The organism is Microbacterium sp. ANT_H45B, from assembly GCF_008369345.1.
In the GTDB taxonomy this organism is placed as follows: domain Bacteria; phylum Actinomycetota; class Actinomycetes; order Actinomycetales; family Microbacteriaceae; genus Microbacterium.
Map to the genome: position 1 here is coordinate 581,754 of NZ_VOBK01000001.1, position 19,520 is coordinate 601,273.

18 protein-coding genes are annotated in these 19,520 nt (G+C 68.7%); 7 read left to right on the top strand and 11 right to left on the bottom strand.

Features of this window, described 5'->3' with window-relative positions:
• Positions 1–6: 6 nt before the first annotated feature.
• Positions 7–594 (bottom strand): nitroreductase family protein, encoded by a 588-nt coding sequence (locus FQ142_RS02825; protein ID WP_056414997.1) that lies wholly within the window; start codon positions 592–594, stop codon positions 7–9.
• A 162-nt stretch (positions 595–756) separates the two neighbouring features.
• Positions 757–1,665 carry a LysR substrate-binding domain-containing protein gene (locus tag FQ142_RS02830; protein WP_149422122.1) on the bottom strand — a complete coding sequence of 303 codons (909 nt, stop codon included), beginning with the start codon at positions 1,663–1,665 and terminating at the stop codon, positions 757–759.
• A 146-nt stretch (positions 1,666–1,811) separates the two neighbouring features.
• Between FQ142_RS02830 and FQ142_RS02835 the strand changes: the two genes are divergently transcribed.
• Entirely contained in the window at positions 1,812–5,309 is a 3,498-nt protein-coding gene (locus FQ142_RS02835; protein ID WP_149422123.1) for a proline dehydrogenase family protein, read from the top strand.
• A 76-nt stretch (positions 5,310–5,385) separates the two neighbouring features.
• On the opposite strand, the gene FQ142_RS02840 is transcribed toward FQ142_RS02835, so the two are convergent.
• The 9 genes from FQ142_RS02840 to FQ142_RS02880 form a co-directional block, all read right to left on the bottom strand.
• Positions 5,386–6,150 (bottom strand): ABC transporter ATP-binding protein, encoded by a 765-nt coding sequence (locus tag FQ142_RS02840; RefSeq protein WP_149422124.1) that lies wholly within the window; start codon positions 6,148–6,150, stop codon positions 5,386–5,388.
• Complete coding sequence (locus tag FQ142_RS02845; RefSeq protein ID WP_223145274.1) at positions 6,147–7,259, bottom strand: iron chelate uptake ABC transporter family permease subunit; 1,113 nt, start codon at positions 7,257–7,259, stop codon at positions 6,147–6,149. The genes FQ142_RS02840 and FQ142_RS02845 overlap by 4 nt, the downstream gene beginning before the upstream one ends.
• Positions 7,232–8,275: an ABC transporter substrate-binding protein gene (locus FQ142_RS02850; RefSeq protein ID WP_316502079.1), complete on the bottom strand. Its 1,044-nt coding sequence runs from the start codon at positions 8,273–8,275 to the stop codon at positions 7,232–7,234. Before FQ142_RS02850 ends, FQ142_RS02845 begins: the two co-directional genes overlap by 28 nt.
• Before the next feature lie 83 nt (positions 8,276–8,358).
• The gene (locus FQ142_RS02855) at positions 8,359–9,420 is read right to left on the bottom strand and encodes an ABC transporter permease (RefSeq protein ID WP_149422660.1); all 1,062 of its coding nucleotides are present in this window, start codon (positions 9,418–9,420) and stop codon (positions 8,359–8,361) included.
• A 38-nt stretch (positions 9,421–9,458) separates the two neighbouring features.
• Positions 9,459–10,355: an ABC transporter ATP-binding protein gene (locus tag FQ142_RS02860; protein WP_056415011.1), complete on the bottom strand. Its 897-nt coding sequence runs from the start codon at positions 10,353–10,355 to the stop codon at positions 9,459–9,461.
• 213 nt (positions 10,356–10,568) lie between these two features.
• Positions 10,569–11,783 (bottom strand): hypothetical protein, encoded by a 1,215-nt coding sequence (locus FQ142_RS02865; protein ID WP_262492035.1) that lies wholly within the window; start codon positions 11,781–11,783, stop codon positions 10,569–10,571.
• A gap of 139 nt (positions 11,784–11,922) precedes the next feature.
• Positions 11,923–13,098 carry a benzoate/H(+) symporter BenE family transporter gene (locus FQ142_RS02870; RefSeq protein WP_149422125.1) on the bottom strand — a complete coding sequence of 392 codons (1,176 nt, stop codon included), beginning with the start codon at positions 13,096–13,098 and terminating at the stop codon, positions 11,923–11,925.
• Between the two features lie 55 nt (positions 13,099–13,153).
• The gene (locus FQ142_RS02875; protein ID WP_149422126.1) at positions 13,154–13,861 is read right to left on the bottom strand and encodes a response regulator; all 708 of its coding nucleotides are present in this window, start codon (positions 13,859–13,861) and stop codon (positions 13,154–13,156) included.
• Complete coding sequence (locus FQ142_RS02880; protein ID WP_056415023.1) at positions 13,858–15,114, bottom strand: sensor histidine kinase; 1,257 nt, start codon at positions 15,112–15,114, stop codon at positions 13,858–13,860. Before FQ142_RS02880 ends, FQ142_RS02875 begins: the two co-directional genes overlap by 4 nt.
• A gap of 193 nt (positions 15,115–15,307) precedes the next feature.
• On the opposite strand from FQ142_RS02880, the gene FQ142_RS02885 reads away from it, so the two are divergent.
• The 6 genes from FQ142_RS02885 to FQ142_RS02910 all read left to right on the top strand — a co-directional run bounded on the left by FQ142_RS02885 (position 15,308) and on the right by FQ142_RS02910 (position 19,493).
• Positions 15,308–16,519, top strand: a complete 1,212-nt coding sequence (locus FQ142_RS02885) for an RHS repeat-associated core domain-containing protein (protein WP_149422127.1) — start codon at positions 15,308–15,310, stop codon at positions 16,517–16,519.
• A gap of 117 nt (positions 16,520–16,636) precedes the next feature.
• A complete protein-coding gene (locus tag FQ142_RS02890; protein ID WP_149422128.1) occupies positions 16,637–17,251 on the top strand; it encodes a hypothetical protein in 615 nt (204 codons plus the stop codon).
• A gap of 27 nt (positions 17,252–17,278) precedes the next feature.
• Complete coding sequence (locus tag FQ142_RS02895; protein ID WP_149422129.1) at positions 17,279–17,743, top strand: hypothetical protein; 465 nt, start codon at positions 17,279–17,281, stop codon at positions 17,741–17,743.
• Positions 17,744–18,218: 475 nt separating this feature from the next.
• Positions 18,219–18,677 (top strand): hypothetical protein, encoded by a 459-nt coding sequence (locus FQ142_RS02900; RefSeq protein ID WP_149422130.1) that lies wholly within the window; start codon positions 18,219–18,221, stop codon positions 18,675–18,677.
• A 136-nt stretch (positions 18,678–18,813) separates the two neighbouring features.
• Positions 18,814–19,218 carry a VOC family protein gene (locus tag FQ142_RS02905; RefSeq protein ID WP_149422131.1) on the top strand — a complete coding sequence of 135 codons (405 nt, stop codon included), beginning with the start codon at positions 18,814–18,816 and terminating at the stop codon, positions 19,216–19,218.
• A complete protein-coding gene (locus FQ142_RS02910) occupies positions 19,215–19,493 on the top strand; it encodes a winged helix-turn-helix transcriptional regulator (protein ID WP_149422132.1) in 279 nt (92 codons plus the stop codon). The genes FQ142_RS02905 and FQ142_RS02910 overlap by 4 nt, the downstream gene beginning before the upstream one ends.
• Positions 19,494–19,520: the final 27 nt, after the last annotated feature.

Genomic DNA, 19,520 nt, shown 5'->3' on the forward strand with positions numbered 1-19,520 from the left:
CGGGTGTCAGGCGCTGAGGATGACGGTCTCGGCGATCGGGCGACGGACGCGCGGGGCGGTCTCGCCCTGCTGCAGGCCCTCGGGCAGGCCCGAGGCGTCGCCCAGCTCGCCGACCGCGATGACGGTGATCGCGGTGAAGCGGGGGTCGAGGTCGGCGAACTCGCGGACGACCTCGGGGTCGAATCCGCTCATCTGGTGCACGAGGAGTCCCTCGTGGTGCGCCTGCACGGAGAAGTGGGCGACGGCCTGACCCAGGTCGTAGACGGCGTGGCTGATGGCCGTGCCGTCTTCGGACTCGGTCTCGGCGATGGCCACGATCAGTGCCGACGCGTTCGAGGCCCAGAGCTGGTTGAACTCGACGAGCGAGTCGACGACCTGCGAGAACAGCGCGGTGCCGCGGCGGGCGACGATGAAGCGCCACGGCTGCATGTTGTAGGCGGACGGCGACCAGCGGGCGGCCTCGAGAGCGGCGTTCAGCTTGGCGTCGTCGATCGTGTTCTGCGCGTCGTAGGCGCGGGGGCTCCAGCGCCCGGCGAGGACGTCGAGGACGGGGTGCTCGGTGGGGGCGGTGCGGTCGATCACAGGAGTGCTCACGGAAGTGCCTTTCGGAAGGAGTCGGACGGACTCCTTCGTCCGCGGTACGTCGGGCACAACAAGTCCATGCTCACGCATATTCCCGGATGACGCTGTATGTCTCGGGTGCGCTCAGGGGCGATCGAGCGAAGGCTCGGATGCGGTCAGGCGGGGAGGGTGCGCTCAGGCGGGAAGGATGCGCTCGGCGGTGGAGGCGAGGGCCCGCCGCACCGCGCGGATCGACGGCGCGGCCACCGACACCCGGCGCGTGGATGAGAAGATCTCGCGGCGCGGCTCGTCGGGCAGCGGGGTGAGCGCCACCGTCGGCGACTCTCCCGCCCAGACGAGGCCGGGCAGCAGGCCGACGGCGAGTCCGGCGCGGATCAGTCGCACATGGGCCGTGAGGTCGGCGACCTCGAAGCGCACGTCGGGTTCGAAGCCCGCGGTGCGGCACAGCTGCTCGGCCCAGGCGCGCGAGGCGGTGCCCGCGGGTTCGAGCACCCAGGGCTGGTCTCTGGTCGACCACAGCGCGGCGACGGGGTCGGCCTCCTCGGGGGTGCCGGGGTGGCGAGCCAGGGCGATCGGGTCGTGCACGAGCATCAGGCGGTCGAGGTCGGCGTGGATCGGTCGTGTGCGTCCCGGGTACTGCTCGGCGAGGATCAGGTCGAAGTCTCGGCTCGAGACGCCGACGAGTCCGGTCTCGGGATCGCTCTCGGTGACCTCGACGCGGAGGGCGGGATGCTGCTCGCGCAGCGTGGCCAGAGCCCCCGGCAGCAGCGCATGCGCGGTGGACTGGAAGACGGCGATGTGCACGGTTCCGGTGACCTCGGTCAGCGACTCGGCGACGGCCACCTCGGCGTGCTCCAGCTGGTCGAGGATGCCGATGGCCTCCGCCACCAGCACGTTGCCCTGAGGGGTGAACTGCACCCCTCGGCCGACCCTGCGCAGCAGCGGGACGCCGACCTCGCGCTCCAGCGCGCTCAGCTGCTGTGAGACCGACGCCTTGCTGTACGAGAGGGCGTCGGCGACGGCCGACAGGGTTCCCCGGCGTGACAGCTCCACGAGCATCCGCAGCCGTTGCACGTCGAGCATCCGCCCTCTTTCCCGATCATCTGAATCGTTCAGTCCGACTGAACAGAATGCTGCCGAATCGGTTGATAGACGTAGCCTACGCGTGCGCCGGACAATGATCGAGCCGCACACGATCCCGGGTGTGCGATCCCCCGGAAGGTTCCCTGATGACTGTCGCCGCCGACACCACCGCTCCCCTCGCCACCCCGCGCACCGAGGACGTCGCCGCGCTGGTGCAGCGCTGGCTCGCCGAGAGCGAGACCCACCCGGTCGAGCCCGCCGCCCAGCGTCTCTCGGAGGTGCTCAAAGACCCGAACGGACTCGCGTTCACCGTCGGCTTCGTCGACGGCGTGATGCGCCCCGAAGACCTCAGCGTCGCCGGTCGTGCGCTCGCCGACCTCTCGGAGATCACCCCCTCGCTGCTGCCCGGATACCTGCGCGCCGCGATCAAGGCCGGTGGCTTCTGGGCACCGAAGCTGCCGGGCGTGGTCGTGCCGATCTCGCGCCGGGTGCTGCGCGCCATGGTCGGACACCTCGTGCTCGACGCGACGCCGTCGAAGCTCGGGCCCGCGATCGCCCGACTGCGCAAGAGCGGCAACCGCCTGAACCTCAACCTCCTCGGCGAGGCCGTGCTCGGTGAGCGCGAAGCGGGCCGCCGCCTGCAGGGCACCTACGACTTCCTCGCCCGCAAGGACGTCGACTACGTCTCGATCAAGGTCTCCAGCGTCGTCAGCCAGCTCTCGATGTGGTCGTTCGACGAGGCGGTCGCCGACGTCGTGACCAAGCTCACCCCGCTCTACGAGCTCGCCGCCGCCTCCGAGGCCTCGGGCCCTTCGTCACGCTCAGGGACCACCAAGTTCATCAACCTCGATATGGAGGAGTTCCGCGACCTCGACCTGACGATCGCGGCGTTCACCGCCATCCTCGACCAGCCGGGACTCGAGAACCTCGAAGCCGGGATCGTGCTGCAGGCCTACCTGCCCGACGCGCTCGGTGCGATGCAGCAGCTGCAGGAGTGGGCCGCGGCCCGCCGCGCCAAGGGCGGCGCGCCGATCAAGGTGCGCGTCGTCAAGGGCGCCAACCTCGCGATGGAGGAGGTCGACTCGGCGGTGCACGGCTGGCCGCTCGCGACCTACGGCACCAAGCAGGACTCCGACACGAACTACAAGCGCGTGCTCGACTGGTCGATGACCCCGGAGCGGATGGATGCCGTACGCATCGGCGTCGCCGGACACAACCTGTTCGACATCGCCTACACCTGGCTGCTGGCTCAGGAGCGCGGCGTGACCCACGCGGTCGAGTTCGAGATGCTCCTCGGCATGGCGACCGGGCAGGCCGAGGCCGTGCGCAAGGACGTCGGTCGCCTGCTGCTGTACACACCCGTCGTGAACCCGGCCGAGTTCGACGTTGCGATCGCCTACCTCGTGCGCCGTCTCGAAGAGAACGCGAGCCCCGAGAACTTCATGTCCGCCGTGTTCGAGCTGGCCTCCGACCCCACGCTGCTGGCCCGCGAACGCGAGCGCTTCGAGCGCTCGCTCGCAGGCCTCGAGGCCGACCGGTCGGTGCCCTCGTCGCACCGGGTGCAGAACCGTGCGGACGAGAGCACCGCGCGGGCGGATGCCGTCACCACCGGCTTCGCCAACCAGGCCGACAGCGACCCGGCGATCGCGGCGAACCGCGCCTGGGGGCGCGAGATCCTGCAGCGGTCGGTCGACTCGGCGCTCGGGCTCGACGCCATCGCGCGCGCCAGGGTCGAGACGGCCGATGAGCTCGACGGAGTCTTCGCCGCCGCATCCGCCGCCGCTGCGACGTGGGCGGCCCTGCCGGCCGCCGAGCGCGCCGCCGTGCTGCACCGGGCGGGCGACGAGCTCGCCGCCCGCCGCGGACAGCTGATCGAGATCATGGCGCACGAGGCCGGCAAGACCATCGCCGAGGCCGACCCCGAGGTCTCGGAGGCCATCGACTTCGCGCACTACTACGCCGAGCGCGCGCTCGAGCTCGAGGCCGTCACGGGCGCCGAGTTCGTGCCCTCGAAGATCACCGTGGTCACGCCGCCGTGGAACTTCCCGGTCGCGATCCCCGCGGGCGGCGTGCTCGCCGGTCTCGCCTCGGGATCGGGCGTCGTCATCAAGCCCGCCAAGCTCACCCAGCGCTGCGGCGCGGTGATGGTCGAAGCCCTGTGGGCCGCCGGTGTTCCCCGCGACCTGCTCGCACTCGTCGACCTCGCGAACCGCGACCTCGGCACCCGCCTGGTCGCGAGCCCCGAGGTCGACCGGGTGATCCTCACGGGCGCTTACGAGACCGCGCAGCTGTTCCGCTCGTTCCGATCCGACCTGCCGCTGCTCGCCGAGACGAGCGGCAAGAACGCGATCATCGTCACCCCGTCGGCCGATCTCGACCTCGCCGCCGCCGATGTCGCGCGCAGCGCCTTCGGGCACGCCGGACAGAAGTGCTCGGCGGCGTCGCTCGCGATCCTCGTCGGGTCGGTCGCCGACTCGCGGCGCTTCGAGCGTCAGCTCGTCGACGCCGTGACCTCGATGCGCGTGGGGCTGCCCGACGACCCGGCGACGCAGATGGGTCCGATCATCGAGCCGGCGAACGGCAAGCTGTTGACCGCGCTCACGACGCTGGAGAAGGGCGAGCGCTGGCTCGTCGAGCCGAAGAAGCTCGACGACGAGGGGATGCAGTGGACCCCCGGCGTCAAGATCGGCGTCGCTCCGGGGTCGACCACGCACCTGACCGAGTTCTTCGGACCCGTGCTCGGCATCATGCGCGCGAAGGACCTCGACGAGGCCATCCGCCTGCAGAACGCCGTGGACTACGGCCTCACCGCCGGCATCCACTCGCTCGATTCCGACGAGGTCGCCACCTGGCTCGACCGTGTCGAGGCGGGCAACCTCTACGTCAACCGCGGCATCACCGGCGCCATCGTGCAGCGGCAGCCGTTCGGCGGCTGGAAGCGGTCCGCCGTCGGCGCCGGCGCCAAGGCCGGCGGACCCAACTACCTGTTCGGCCTCGGCGACTGGCGTCCCGCCGAACTCCCCGCCGCCGCGGCGGGCGCCGCCCTCACCCCGGTCGTCGACAGTGTGCTCACGGCGGCGGCGAGCGACCTCGACGCGGTCGAGATCGAGTGGCTGCACCGCGCCGCCGCGGCGGACGAGCAGGCCTGGACCTCGGAGTTCGGCATCGTCAGCGACAAGTCGGGCCTCGGTGTGGAGCGCAACGTGTTCCGCTATCGTCCGGTCGCCGCCGACGTGCGCATCGGCGAGGCGGCCCCGCTCGTCGACGGCCTGCGCGTGATCGTCGCGGCGCTGCGCAGCGGCAGCCCGTTCACGGTGTCGGCATCCGCTCTGCCCTCGCGGGTCGAGAAGGCGCTGCGCGCGCACGGGGTGACCGTGAAGCACGAGAAGGATGCGGCGTGGGTGGCCCGCTTCGCGAAGGCGGCGGCGAAGGCCGAGCACAGCTGGCAGCGGGTGCGTCTGGTCGGCGGCGATGCGTCGGCGCTGTTCGAGGCGCTCGGAGGCACTCCGGACGTCGCCGTCTGGTCGCACGCCGTCACGGGCGCCGGCCGGGTCGAGATGCTGCCGTTCCTGCACGAGCAGGCGGTGTCGATCACGAACCACCGGTTCGGCAACCCCACGACATTGTCCGACGGCCTGATCTGATCGGTCCTGCCGGTCATGCAGGTCTGACCGGTTCTGCAGGTCTGGCCGGTTCTTCTGCTGATCCGGCCGGTCGTGCTCACCCGCGTCGTCGGTAGGTGATGGCGGGGCGTCCTCCCTCATCGAGGGCGACCTCCGCCGTCACCTCGTAGACGGTCCGGATCAGCTCGGCCGTCAGCACCTCCGTCGGCGTGCCCGCGGCCACCACGCGTCCCTCGCGCAGCACCACGATGACGTCGCAGTACATCGCCGCGAGGTTGAGGTCGTGCAGGGCGATGACGGTGGTCATCGGCAACGCGCACACCAGGTCGAGCAGTTCGAGCTGGTGTCGGATGTCGAGGTGGTTCGTCGGTTCGTCGAGGAGCAGCTCGCGTGGTTCCTGCGCGAGGGCACGGGCGATCTGCGCGCGCTGGCGCTCGCCGCCGGAGAGGGTGTGCCAGAGGCGGTCGGCCTGCCGCAGCAGGCCGACGTGGGCGAGCGCCCGGTCCACCGCGGCCTCGTCGGCGGAGGTCGCGCTGCCCAGGGGCGAGCGATGGGGGATGCGGCCGAGGCGAGCGACATCGCGGACCGTGATGTCGACGTCGGTGTCCGCGTGCTGCGTCACGGACGCCACCGATCTCGCCACGCGGCGCCTCGGCACGTGGGCGAGGTCGGCCCCGTCGAGCGTGACGAGTCCGGAGGTCGGTCGCACCAGGCCGTGCAGCAGGCGCAGCAGCGACGACTTGCCCGAGCCGTTCGGTCCGAGCAGGCCGACGGTCTGTCCGGGTTCCGGGTGCAGTGTCACCCCGTCGACGACGAGGGTGCCGCCACGGTTCCACGACACGTTCTCGGCGCGGAGGGTCATGCGCGCCTCCTCCTCCGAGCCAGCAGGGCGATGAACACCGGGACGCCCACGAGCGCTGTCCCGACACCGACGGGAAGCGGTGTGGGCGAGAACGCGACGCGAGCCCCGGCATCGACCCACACCATGAAGACGGCCCCGATGATCGCCGTGGCCGGGATCAGGCGCGAGTGGCGCGCACCGGCGACCAGACGTGCGGCGTGGGGGAGCACGAGGCCGACGAATCCGATCGCTCCGGCGATGCTCACCAGCGTCGCGGTGATGAGTGCGGTCGTCACGAGCAGGACCGCCCGGGTCCTGGCCACGTGGATGCCGAGTGACGCCGCGACATCATCGCCGAAAGTGAAGGCGTCGAGGGTGCGGGCGTAGCGGAGGCAGAGGAGCGAGCCTGCGGCGACCACGCTCGCCGAGAGCGCCGCGTCGTCCCAGCGCACCCCCTCCAGCGAGCCGAGCAGCCAGAACATCACCCCGCGGGTCTCGTCCGAGTCGGCGAAGGCGAAGATGATCAGCGAGGTCAGGGCCGAGAACAGCTGGGTGCTGGCCACGCCCGCGAGCACGACGCGGTCGTTTCCGCCGCCGGACAGGCGGGCGAGCAGCAGGACCAGCCCGAACGCGACGAGGGCTCCGACGAAGGCGCCGCCGGACAGGCCGATCGTCGCGCCGCCGAGTCCGAGGATCCCGATGGCGACCGCGCCGGTCGATGCGCCTGACGAGATGCCCAGGATGAAGGGGTCGGCGAGCGGATTGCGCAGGAGCGACTGCATGATGACGCCGCAGAGTCCGAGCCCGGCGCCGCACGCCGCGGCGACGAGGGCCCGGGGCAGGCGCTCCTCCCAGACGATCGCGTCCTTCGACGCCTTCACCGGGATGTCGGTGAGGCCCAGATGGTTCGAGACGATGTCGCGGACGTTCACCATCAGGATGTCCGCCGGGCCGAGGGTGATCGCCACCCCGACCGACACGATGAGAAGGAGGAGCCCTGCGACGACGAGTGCACTCGACGTTCCGAAACGATGGATGCGCGGAGGGCGCGGGGAGGCGTCACTCGAGGCGTGCTCGAGAGACGGCGTCCGCGCGGTGGGGGTCAGAGCTCGCCCTCGTGCTCGACCCACCACGCCTTGATCTTCTCGAGGCCGTCGACGAACCTGATCGAGGGGTTCAGCTCGGCGCCGTGGAGTGCGATGTAGTGCTGGGCGCGCACCCCGTCGATGGTCTTCGTCAGGGGGTCGGATTCCAGGAACGCCACCTTGTCGTCCAGGCGGTCTCCGGGAAAGCGATCGCGCTGAAGATCGCCCAGGATGAAGACCTGCGGATCGCGGTCCGCGACCTCTTCCCAGGTGGTCGCGGGCCAGTCGTCGTCGAGTTCCGTGAAGACGTTGTCGAGACCCGTCATCGACGACAGGAGTGCAGCCGAGCCGAGACCTCCCGCGACATACGGCGTCTTGGTGTCCGCGAACCAGAAGGCCACCGTCGCGCCCCCGAAATCGACCCCGGCGGTCGCGGCCTCGGCGCGCGCCTTCAGATCGGCGATGAGAGCGTCCGCACGATCAGAGACGTCGAAGATCTCGCCCAGTTCCGCGATCTCCGCATACAGCGCATCGATCGTGAGCGCTGTCGTGCGCGTTCCGCCCCCGTTGATGCTCGTGCCGTTGTCGCAGTCCGTCGGCGAGAGGTAGGTGGAGACCCCCGTCTCGGCGAACCGCTCTCGCGAGGCGACGCCGCCCTCGGCGAAATGCCGGCCGAAGGAAGCGGTCACGAAGTCCGGGTCCGCCCCCAGCGTGACCTCGTACGTCGGGGCGTTGTCGGCCAGTCGTGGCACCTCGGCATTCGCCTCCGCGAGGGAGTCGAGCACGGGATCGGTCCACGACGCCGTGCCCACGATGTGATCCTCGAGCCCGAGAGACAGCAGGATCTCGGTCGAGTTCTGATCGAGCGAGACGACCCGCTGCGGGGCGGCGTCGACGGTCACCTCGACGCCGCAGTTCTCGATGGTCACCGGGTAGTCCGTAGACCCTTGCCCCGGTGCGGCGCTCACCGCCGGCTCGACCGCCTCGGAGGCACCGCACCCGGCGAGTCCCACCGTCATTACCGCTGCAAGGGTGAGACCGATCACGGCTCGCTGACGCACAGGTACTCCTCAAGTAGACAACCACATAAGGTTAGCCTTACCTGTGCGTCAGTGCGAATCTTCGAGACGTCGAGGGTGCGTCGTCAGCCGCGCAGCGCCTCGCCGAGCTTGACCCTCGTTCCCATGCGCAGCAGCGAGTTCTCGTAGATCTTCGCGCCGATCATGATCGCCGCGACGCAGCTCGCGAGCAGGATGACCAGGCTGAGCAGCGGCTCCCACCACTGCGCCTCGCCGACGAACAGCCGCATGGGCATGCCGACCGGTGCCGAGAACGGCACGTACGACATGATCGTCAGCACCAGCGGGTTGTCGTTGAAGACGATGACGAGCACGTACGGCGCCATGATCAGCATCGTGATCGGGGTCGTTGTCGAGCCGATGTCCTCCTGGCGGGAGACCATCGAGGCGGCCGCCGCGAACATCGCCGCGAGCAGGATGAATCCGAACAGGAAGAACACCGCGAACCAGATGATCGGTGCGCCGAGGGTCGACAGCACGGCGTTCTGGCCGGTGACGATGAGACCCACCGTCGCGATCGCGGCGAGAGCGAGGATCTGCCCCATCGCGAGGATCGTGTTGCCGATCACCTTGCCCGCGAGCAGGGTGCGCGCCGGGATCGCCGACAGCAGGATCTCGACGACGCGGGTCTGCTTCTCCTCGACGACGCTCTGCGCGATCGTTCCGCCGAAGGTGGCCGCCGCCCCCATGAACACGATGCCGAAGGCGATCGCGATGAAGTAGCGCAGCAGCGGGTTGGTGGTCGCCGGCTCCAGGATCTGCACGTCCGGCGCCTGCGAGAGCGCGGAGACGAGCGAGCTGGGAGCGTCCTTCAGCGCGATCACGGTGTACCCGGAGGGGTTGTCGCCGGGCAGCACGGCGGCGTCGACCTTCTCGGAGCGGACGAGCTCCTCGGCCGCCGCCTCATCGGACACCTCGGTGGCCTTCACGTTCGGCAGCGCCGAGACCGCAGATGCGGTCTGCGAGGTCACGGCGACCGGCATGGCATCCGCGCCGGTGTTCTTGCTCGCGAACCCGCCGATCACGATGCCGGCGAGGGCGATCAGCAGCAGGACGCCGGTCGAGATCAGGAAGGCCTTGCTGCGCAGCTTCGAGCCGATCTCGCGCTCGGCGACGAGCCAGATCATCGGGGCCGGTGACGGCGACCCGGTCTTGGTCGGGGTGCTCACTGGATGACCTCCTTGAAGATCTGGGCGAGAGAGGGATGCTTGGGGGCGAAGCTGGCGACATCGCCGCGTTCCACGGCGGTGCGCAGCACGCGCTGGGCTGTGTCGGGTCCGTCGGCGTCGAACAGGGCGTAGCCGCCCTCGAAGTCGACCACGGTGACGCCCGGCTCGCCGCGCAGCCACCCGGCATCGCCGGCGGAGACGAGCTCGTATCGGCTGCCCGCATGCTCGGCGCGCAGCGCGTCGCGCGAGCCCGAGGCGCGGATGGTGCCGCCGGCGAGGATCACGAGGTCGTCGCACAGGCGCTCGACGACATCGAGCTGGTGGGAGGAGAAGAGGATCGACGCGCCTTTCGCGGCGGAGGACTGCAGCACCGAGGCGACGACGTCGACCGCGAGCGGGTCGAGGCCCGAGAACGGCTCGTCGAGGATCAGCACCTCGGGGTCGTGCACGAGCGCTGCGGCGATCTGCGCGCGCTGCTGGTTGCCGAGCGAGAGCGACTCGATCGTGTCGCCGAGCCGTTCCTCGAGTCCCAGCTCGGTGAGCAGTGCGGTCGCGCGGGTGGTGGCATCCGGCTTGCTGAATCCGTGCAGGCGGGCGAGGTAGACGATCTGCTCGAGCACCTTCATCTTGGGGTACAGACCGCGTTCTTCGGGCATGTACCCGAAGTGTCGGCGGTCCGCGCTGGTGAGCTTTCGGCCGTCGAGCTCGACGGTGCCTCCGTCGGAGTTGAGCAGACCCAGCACGATGCGCATGGTCGTCGTCTTGCCCGCGCCGTTGCCGCCGACGAACCCGGTGAGGCGTCCTGGCGTCACCCCGAAGGAGATGTCGTCGAGCACGCGCCGAGAGCCGTAGCTCTTGGTGATGCCCGTGAGGAGGAGGTTTCCTGTGGTCACTTCGATGTACTCCGTTCGCTCGGTGCAACACGTGTTCGCTCAGTGCATCGCGTGGTTCGCTCAGTGCATCGCATGCCTTCACGCTAGGGCGCGGTGTGCTGCGGCGGCATCCCCCGTACGGCGGATCTCTGCGACGCACCGACCCGTGGGCGGACCCGGCCGGGGTCCGCCGTGCGGGGGAGTGGCCCCACGACTCCAGACGAGGGGAGTGCCTCAGCGGAGGAAGAGGAACGAGAAGATGCCGATCGCGAAGGGTGCCGCGGTCGCGATGAACACCACCCCGACGATGATGCCGACGACCAGCCATGGGCTGCGGCGCTTCAACCGCCGGCCCGGAGGGGCGACGCCGGGCGGGGGCGGGGTGAGCACTCCTGCGGGGGCGGCGAACGGAAGCGGCTGACCCGAGGGCTCGGGCGAGGGCGCGGCCATCGACGGCGTGGGCTGCGGCTGTGGTGCCGCGAGCCGGAGGCGGTCGTCGCGCCAGCGCGCCCACTGATCGAGCTTGCCGAGAAGAGCCCCGACCGCGCCGAACAGCCACGCCCAGGTCGCCGGGTCGAGGGTCGAGACCTCTCGGCGCGCGTAGAGGAACAGCCAGTCGTCGACGATCTCGACATCGAGCTGCGCGGCATGGTCGATGAAGCGCGCCATCACATCGGGGGTGAAGAGGTACAGCGCATCCGTCTCGTACCCCGTCGGGCAGTACAGGGAGAAGAACCTGTCGAAGTCCCCCTCGAGCGACAGTCGCTGCGTGCGGCTGAACGCGGCGGTCATCGAGCTGCCGAGAGTGTTGTTGCCGAGAGCGTCGAGCACGATGTTCGGCAGCGGCACGTCGAGCTTGACGGCCACGTACCCCCAGCGGTGGACCTGGGACTGCTTGCCGTTGCTCGTCGTGTACTGGTAGTTGCCGAACTCGACGAAGCGAGGTGCGACCCCGCGCAGCACATCGGTGGACATGCGGCTCGATCCGTTCGAGAAGATCATGCCGGGCAGCGGCGGCGCGTCGATCCTCTCGATGTAGGTCAGAGCGTTCGCACCGGCGAAGCGGGCGAGGCGGAAGCGGGTGATGTTGCGCGTGCGGATGCCGCGACGCACGAGCGCGACGAGTCCGACGATGATCCCCGCGAGCAGCAGCAGGGCGATCGCGCCCCCCACGGCGACGCCGACATCGCGGCCGATCACATAGCCGAGCCCCATCACGAAGATGCCGATCACCGGAACCACGCACAGCAGCGCGATGATCGCGAACACCCAGGCGATGATCTGCCCGGCGGAGGTGGGGTTCGCCGCACGATGCGCGCGGACGAACGCGTCCAGCTCGACCGGATTCACCGGATCGATCAGCGCACGCGCGTCGAAGTGACCGGCGGGGATGCGGGCGGCGGGGCCGGGTGCGGAGCCGGGCGCAGAGCCGGATGCGGGGGCGGTCACGCGTCCACGCTAGTCGAGCCGCCCGGCGTGCAGCGCGGTGCGGGTCCGGGGGTGGGGGCGGTCACGCGTCCACGCTAGTCGCGCCGCCCGGCGTGCAGCGCGGTGCGGGTCCGGGGGTGGGGGCGCTCACGCGTCCACGCTAGTCGCGCCGCCCGGCGTGCAGTGCGGTGCGCACCACCAGCCCTGCGACGAGCGCCCAGAACGCCGCACTCACGCTCAGCAGCGAGATCCCGGATGCCGCGACCAGAAAGGTCACGACGGCGGGGATGCGCTCTCCCGGATCGTCGATCGCCTGCTGCACCGACGACCCGAACGCGGCGAACAGCGCGAGTCCGGCCACCGCGGGGATCACCGCCTCGGGGGCGAGGAGCACCAGCGCGGCGAACGCGGCGGAGAAGCCGCCGAGCACGAGGTAGGAGATGCCCGTCGAGACGCCCGCCACCCAGCGGCGCTTCGGATCGGGGTCGGCATCGGGCGAGGCGGCGAGTGCCGCGCTGATCGCCGCGAGATTGATGGCATGTCCGCCGGCCGTCGCTCCCAGAGCCGTGCCGATGCCGGTGACGAGCATCGCCGGGCGCCAGGGCACCTCGTAGTCGAAGCTGCGCATGATGGCGATGCCCGGCACGTTCTGTGAGGCCATCGTGACGATGAACAGCGGAAGGGCGACCCCGATCAGCGCCCCGAGGGTGAAGGTGGGGGCGGTGAGCTCGAGGCGAGGGATCAGCAGCCCCGCATCGACGGGCGCACCCGCCCGGATCAGCGAGACGGCGACCACCACCGCCGCGGCGACGAACGCGAGCGGAACCGCCCACCGCGGCGCGAGACGGGCGACGATCAGCCAGGTGACGACGACCGGCACCACACCCCACGGGTTGGCGACGAGCCCGGTGATCGGCGCGAGGCACAGCGGCAGCAGCACGCCGGCGAGCATCGCCTGGGCGATCGACGGCGGGATGCGCGCGATCAGCGCCCCCAGCGCGGGCCACAGGGCGGTGAGCAGGATGAGTGCGGCGGTGACGAGAAAGGCTCCGACGGCTGCCGACCAGCCCCCGTCGACGACGCCGGTCGCGGCGAGCAGCGCCGCCCCCGGGGTCGACCAGGCGACCGTGATCGGCATCCGGTATCGCCAGGCGAGCACCACGCACGCCAGGCCCATCGTGAGGCTGACTGCGAGGAGTCCGCTCGCGGCCTGCGCCGGCGATGCGCCGACCGCGCCGAGACCGGTGAGCACGACCGCGAACGAGCTCGTGAAGCCCACCAGTGCGGTGACGACTCCGGCCATGATCGGGCGCGAGAGGGGTGCGGCGGTCTGCATGCTCCGAGAGTATCGGGGTGCCGCGGGGGTCCGGAGGTGCTGCGTCGGCAGCGATCTACGCGAGTCCGAGGCGGTGCGCGAGCACGACGGCCTGCACGCGGTCGCGGGCGCCGAGCTTCTGCAGGATGCGCGACACGTGGGTCTTCACGGTCGCCTCGCCGATGAACAGGGCGCTCGCGATCTCGGCGTTGCTGCGCGCATCGGCGAGCAGCACGAGCACCTCGGACTCGCGCTCGGTGAGGGGTTCGGCGAGGGGTTCGGCGAGGGGCGTCGGCACGGAAGTCGTGGTGCGAGCGGGGGAAGCGGGTCGAGCGGGCGCCGCGGCCGTGGTGAAGCGCGCGAGAACGCGGCGGGTGACCTCGGGGGCGAGCATCCCGTCGCCGGCGGCCAGGGCACGCACCGCGGCGATGAGGTCTTCGGCGCCGGCGTTCTTGAGCAGGAAGCCGCTGGCCCCGGCATCCAGTGCCTGGTACAGGTAGTCGTCGCGGTCGAAGGTGGTGATGATCGCGATGGCCGCAGAGACCTCGCGGTCGGCGACGATCCGGCGGGTCGCCTCGATGCCGTCCATGTCGGGCATCTGCACGTCCATCGTGATCACGTCGGGGCGCAGAGCGGATGCCTGGGCGACCGCCTCAGCCCCCGTCGCCGCCTCGCCCACCACGGTGATGTCGGGCTGGGTGCCGAGGATCGTGCGGAACCCCGCGCGCAGCATCGCGTGGTCGTCGACGAGGAGCACGCGAATAGGGGGCGTGGACGTGGTCATGAGGCGGTGCTCGTCTCTGTCAGAGGCACCCGCGCTCGCACGCGCATCCCGCCCGAGGGGCGAGGGGTGACCTCGAGGGTGCCGCCGGATGCCGCCGCCCGCTCGCGCATGCCGAGCTGTCCCAACCCGGGGCGCAGCACCGCCATGGCGCGACCGGTGTTGACGACCTCGACCTCGACGCCCTCGTCGTCATAGCGGACGCGCACATCGGCGATGGCGCCCGCTCCGGCATGACGGCGAGCGTTCGTCAGCGACTCCTGCGTGATCCGGTACAGGTTGACGGCGACGACCGAGGGCACCGGCACCGGTTCGCCGATCACCGCGTAGTCGGTGGGCAGCCCCGCCTCGGTGGAGGCCTCGACGAGCGAGCGGATGTCGTCGAGGGTCACGGTCGATGCGGCATCCGGCGTCTCGCTGCCCGGGGAGCGCAGGGTCTCGAGCAGGTGCCGCAGCTCGTGGATGGCATCGCGCGCCGACCCCTCGATGCCGGTCAGGATGCTCTTGGACTTCTCCGGATCCTGGTCGATCACCAGACGAGCGGCTCCCGCCTGCACCCCCATGACCGACACGTGATGCGCGACCACGTCATGCAGTTCGCGGGCGATGCGCACGCGATCGAGGGCGACGGCCTGCGCGGCGGTCACCTCGCGCTCCCGCTCGAGCTCGGCCGTGCGGTGCTCGAGCGCCTGGCGCTCCTGCGCCGCGTGCCACGAGCGCTCGCCGAAGTAGTACGCGCCGCCGAAGTAGAGCACGTTCAGCAGCAGCTGGATGAGCATGAAGGCCAGGTAGGGCGAGAGCAGACCGGCGGCGACCTCGGCCTTGTCGGCCTCTTCGATCGCCTGGCGGTACATCGTGATGAGGAGCCAGACGAACATCCCGACGATGATCGAGACGCGCACGATCATCGCGGCTCTGCGATTGTTCATCCACGCGCCCACCGTGTACAGCGACACGAACATCGCGATGTTGCCGACGTAGATCTCGGGCACCTGGAACGAGATCGCGAGGAAGTACGCGACGCACACGGTCACCGCCACCGGGCCCGGCCAGCGCCGCCGCACCGCGAGCGGGGCGGTGACGGCCACCGCGTACACGAGCGCCGTCCACGGCTCCGCCCGGGTGTCGCCGTACATGTCTGCGACCGTCGAGAGCGCGGCGCTCAGCACCGCGCCGACGAACATCACCGCGGCGAGCACGAGATCCCCGCGCTGCTCACGGATGCTGGGGATGCGGGTGAACGGCGCGGCGGGCATCCCCCCACCGTAGAGCCGGGACGGATGCGGCGGCATCCCCCGCACGGGGGACTGGGAGCGGACGGCGCCGGGCGAGTACACCTATGACACGACGACCGGCAACCGCACGGGTCTCGTGAAGCGTTCCGCGGCGGGAGCGGTCTCGACGGCCGCTTATACGTACCCGGCCGCGGGCGGGGATCGTCCGCACGCGGTGGGCACCGTGACCGGTCCGGCCGGAGTCGGGCCCGGCTCGTACACGTATGACGCGGCCGGCAACATGACCGGTCGCCCCGGGCAGACGATCACGTTCAATGATGTCGGCAAGGTGTCGAAGGTCGTCGCCGGTTCGGTGACGCAGAACACGGTCTACAACGTCGATGGCAGCATCCTGCTGCGGACGAACACGAGCGAGGGTGCGACGTTGTTCGTCGGCGACACGGTGTTGTCGCAGGCGAATGGGTCGACGGTGGTTGCGGGGGTGCGGACGTACTCTGGTGCGGAGGGCAAGCCGATCGCGGAGAAGTCGGCGAAGTCCGGGACGGCGGGGACGACGTTGACGTGGTTGTTCTCGAATCTGGAGGGGACGGTGGACGTGCGGACCGTGGCGACTGCGGCGGGTACGACCACGCGTACGTTCCGTGATCCGTATGGTGCTCCGATCGGGTCGTCGGGGGTGTGGTCGAGCGGGACTGGGTATATGAACAAGCCGGTGACCGCGTCGACGGGTCTGACCACGGTGGGTGCACGCACGTACGATCCGGTGGTGGGGAAGTTCCTGTCCGTGGATCCGGTGATCGACACGAATCTCCCGCAGCAGAACACCGGCTACACGTACTCGGGGAACAACCCGACGACGTACATGGACCCGACCGGGCTGCGACTCTCTATCGGCTGCGAGCCGCGCTGCGGCAAGGGAGCGGCCACGGTTGCGCAAAAGTTGACCCCGCGAGGAGCAACCTCGAACGGCGCGCCAGCAAGTGTCCAACCCAAGTCGCGTGTGACGGTGAACGGGACGCAGAGAGTCGCGAGGGGGATGCCCACCCCATCTGCGACACCGCAAACTCCGACGATATACACCGCCGGCCTATGGACGGGTAGCGAACAGCACATCGCTCGCGACTGGGGCAGGAGCGTGCAAGATGTCAAGAGCGCGATCCATGAGCTAAAGGACGAGTTGAAGTATCCGGGCGCAAAAAAGAATCCAGATGTGGAAGTGAATATCGAGACCGGTGAAGTCCGCATCAAAGATGGCGATGGTGAACCCGTAGGGAACCTTGACGATTTCTTTGAAGAGACTCGTTCGGCACCTACGCGACAAAAACCCGTCATCGATGTCGGTGCTGCGACTGTTGGTGTGATGATTGGGTTATTGGTGATCGCCGGTTATATAGTATCTGGTCCCGCGACGGCGATCACGGGATAAGGTGAGGGGTGGGTTAGTGTGACAACACAGAAGTCCGTAGTGCAGTTTTCTGTCCGCGGCGTGCCTGCAAATTTGTCCCTGAGGTCGTATGGCGCGGGTTCCCCTACGACGCGGTTGGTGACCAACCGCAGAGGAACTCGTCTCGTCGCCGAATATGCAGCTACCCAGGGAAGTCGGGCGCTTGATGTTGCAGGTTTGTTAGGTCTCGATCCGCTATTAGGGCCTCTCGGTCAGATGGCCGAGATCGCGGCGCGATGCGATGGGATACACATCGTCGCGTGGCTCACGCATAATGAGGACACGCTCGTGGTGTCCCGAGATTGGCTCAGAGCGTGGCGTCATCTGGTTAGGGGCATCTGGGTGGAGGCATCCGAGTTTATCCAAGACATCGACGAAACAGACGTGATCAATCTGGTGCTCCGTAATGGCCACGAAGTTGTGGCTTCAAGAAGAATCGTGGGTAATGACGCATCGCAGAGGCAGTCTGAACTAGCGCAGTGGATCGGTGACCTTGGTGGACATGGTCGCAGCAGTGCTGCAACGCACCTGGACATTGAGTTGATCGCCCGCTGGGGCATCGCTGGCTTGGTGCTTGACGACGATGTCCTGGACCTTCTGAAGGAGATGAAGGTTGACCTCCATGTGTTCGCGCGGGGATCATCTGGACACGACCACGGTGCTCAGCCGCCCGGCGGGCAACACGGCCGTGGTGCAGATCGCCGGATCCAATGACCCTTGGACGGAAACGATCTCTGTCCCATGAAACAGCTCCGACGTCGTCGAAGATTCGCGCCTGTTGTTTGTTTGATCGTTGTCCTCGCGGGATGCGCACCGGCCGGATCCGCGTATGACTACACGTTCGAAGCCGCGAATGCTGACGGCCTCTATAGCGACTCTCGGGGTCACTCTGCAGGGATCCGCCTCGATGGTGACTCTTTTGAAGCGATCGATCTGCCGACAGTGCTCTGCAGCGACGATGTCCCGCTATCCGTCCGTAGCGTCGACTGGGATGCGGTTTCATCCTTCTCCGGAACCTGGAAGACCTTCGACAGCCCTTCGTACTCGGGGTATTTGGCGCCATCCGCTGCAGACTGCCGTTTTCTCCCCATCTACTTCCAGCGCGACGCCGCTGGACAGCAGAGCTTCATCATCCTCCTGAGTGCTGATGAGGACTTCAAGGAAGAGAACGTGATCCGCTTCGTTCGGACCCAGAATCAAGGGTGAAGACGATCGGAGGAGGGGACTGTGGACGTGCAGACGGTGGCGAACTCGACAGGCACGACCAGGCGGGTGTTCCGTGATCCGTATGGTGCTCCGATCGGGTCGTCGGGGGTGTGGTCGAGCGGGACTGGGTATATGAACAAGCCCGTGACCGCGTCGACAGGTCGATGGGCGGAGACCATGCCGTGATTCGCCGCAGGCGAGGGAGAGTGGCTCTAGTGCTGATCGCGACAGCGCAGCTTGGCGGGTGCGCCTCGAGCGGGGGCGCTCCGGCAAGCGACATAACCGCTGAACAGTTGAGGGGCGAGTGGCGTATTCCGAACCGGGGCGCCAAGGTAACGGTTGAAATTCATAGCGATCAGACATTCGAGATGTACAACTGGCCCTCGAACCTGGGATGCGCTGCGCCGACAGCTGAGTTTGTTCTCGGAGGGTAGAGGGCATAAAACTCTATTAATACTCGTTGTAGGGAGATAGCATGCGACTGAAGACTGGTCTTCTGTTCGGTGCCGTTGTCTTGGCCGCTGCGGCCTTGCTTGTGGTGATAGGCGTAGCGATCATCACAATGTTCGGGATCCGAACTGGTCCATCTTCGCAATACGAGTACCCCATTGTGTGGGTATCCGTACCCGAAACCGATCCCGAGTCCACTGTTGCTTCAGTGTTGCGGTTGGAGGATGACGGGACGGCCTCTTATAAAGGCATTCAGTTCGGCGACCCGGGCCCCGACGGCCGCGCGTGCATCGACAGTGATGGTGAACGGTACTCGGGCAACGGGTCCTGGGAGTTGGGCGAGGACGGCGCTCTTCGCATCCACGATGATGCCGGGACGGCAGTCTTCCTTCCTGACCACGGTCGATTCACCGGACCCGACTGGTCGGAATTGCGCCAGCCGTTCTGCGACGACACTTACGTCGACTTCAGCCTCGTCATCTGAGCGATCGGTGGGCCCGAAACCTGCAGACGGTCGCGAGTGGGTGGGGAGCAAGCGACCGCCGCGGGGATATCGTCGCTGACGATCTGTGCGGCAGAACCCCCTTGACGGCCTACTTGTATTTTGCAAGTATCGCCACATGAGCCTCTTCATCACCTGCCCCGTCGCCGACGTCGACCGGGCCACCGCCTTCTACACGGCACTCGGATTCACCCTCAACGCCGAGATGTCCGATCACAACGTCTCGTGCTTCGCGATCGCGCCCGAGCAGTACGTCATGCTCGGCAGTCGCGAGATGTACGCGAGCGTCGGCGGCACCGAGGATCTCATCGGCGGCCCCGACACTCCCTCGAAGGTCACAGTCTCGTTCGACCTCGACAGCCGTGAGGCAGTCGATGCGCTCGTCGAGCGTGCCGCTGCCGCCGGCGGGCGGGTCGGCGACACCGACGACTACCCGTTCATGTACCAGCGCCAGTTCGACGACCCCGACGGATACCACTACTCGCCGTTCTGGATGAAGCCGGACACCGATCCGCACGCGTGAGCGACCTCGCCGCAGCCCTCGATGTTGTCGGGGCCCGATGGGCGCTGCTCATCGTCGAACGACTTCTCGACGGGCCGCAGAGGTACGGAGATCTGCATCGTGAGCTCGGGGTGCCGACAAACATGCTCGCCACCCGGCTGCGAGAGCTCGAGGCGGCCGGGGTGCTGACCCGAATGCCCCTGCGGCACAACACGCGGGCGTACGCGCTCACCGATCGAGGCATCGCGCTGCGCGAGGCCATCGATGCGCTCGGCCGCTGGGGCCAGGAGAAGTAGATCCCCGCGAGCAGCAGCGCGAGCGCA

Coding starts and splice junctions, on each gene's coding strand:
- FQ142_RS02835 (WP_149422123.1), top strand. CDS start 1,812: ATGACTGTCGCCGCCGACACCACCGCTCCCCTCGCCACCCCGCGCACC.
- FQ142_RS02840 (WP_149422124.1), bottom strand. CDS start 6,150: ATGACCCTCCGCGCCGAGAACGTGTCGTGGAACCGTGGCGGCACCCTC.
- FQ142_RS02855 (WP_149422660.1), bottom strand. CDS start 9,420: ATGATCTGGCTCGTCGCCGAGCGCGAGATCGGCTCGAAGCTGCGCAGC.
- FQ142_RS02870 (WP_149422125.1), bottom strand. CDS start 13,098: ATGCAGACCGCCGCACCCCTCTCGCGCCCGATCATGGCCGGAGTCGTC.
- FQ142_RS02880 (WP_056415023.1), bottom strand. CDS start 15,114: ATGCCCGCCGCGCCGTTCACCCGCATCCCCAGCATCCGTGAGCAGCGC.
- FQ142_RS02875 (WP_149422126.1), bottom strand. CDS start 13,861: ATGACCACGTCCACGCCCCCTATTCGCGTGCTCCTCGTCGACGACCAC.
- FQ142_RS02895 (WP_149422129.1), top strand. CDS start 17,279: ATGAAACAGCTCCGACGTCGTCGAAGATTCGCGCCTGTTGTTTGTTTG.
- FQ142_RS02905 (WP_149422131.1), top strand. CDS start 18,814: ATGAGCCTCTTCATCACCTGCCCCGTCGCCGACGTCGACCGGGCCACC.
- FQ142_RS02900 (WP_149422130.1), top strand. CDS start 18,219: ATGCGACTGAAGACTGGTCTTCTGTTCGGTGCCGTTGTCTTGGCCGCT.
- FQ142_RS02830 (WP_149422122.1), bottom strand. CDS start 1,665: ATGCTCGACGTGCAACGGCTGCGGATGCTCGTGGAGCTGTCACGCCGG.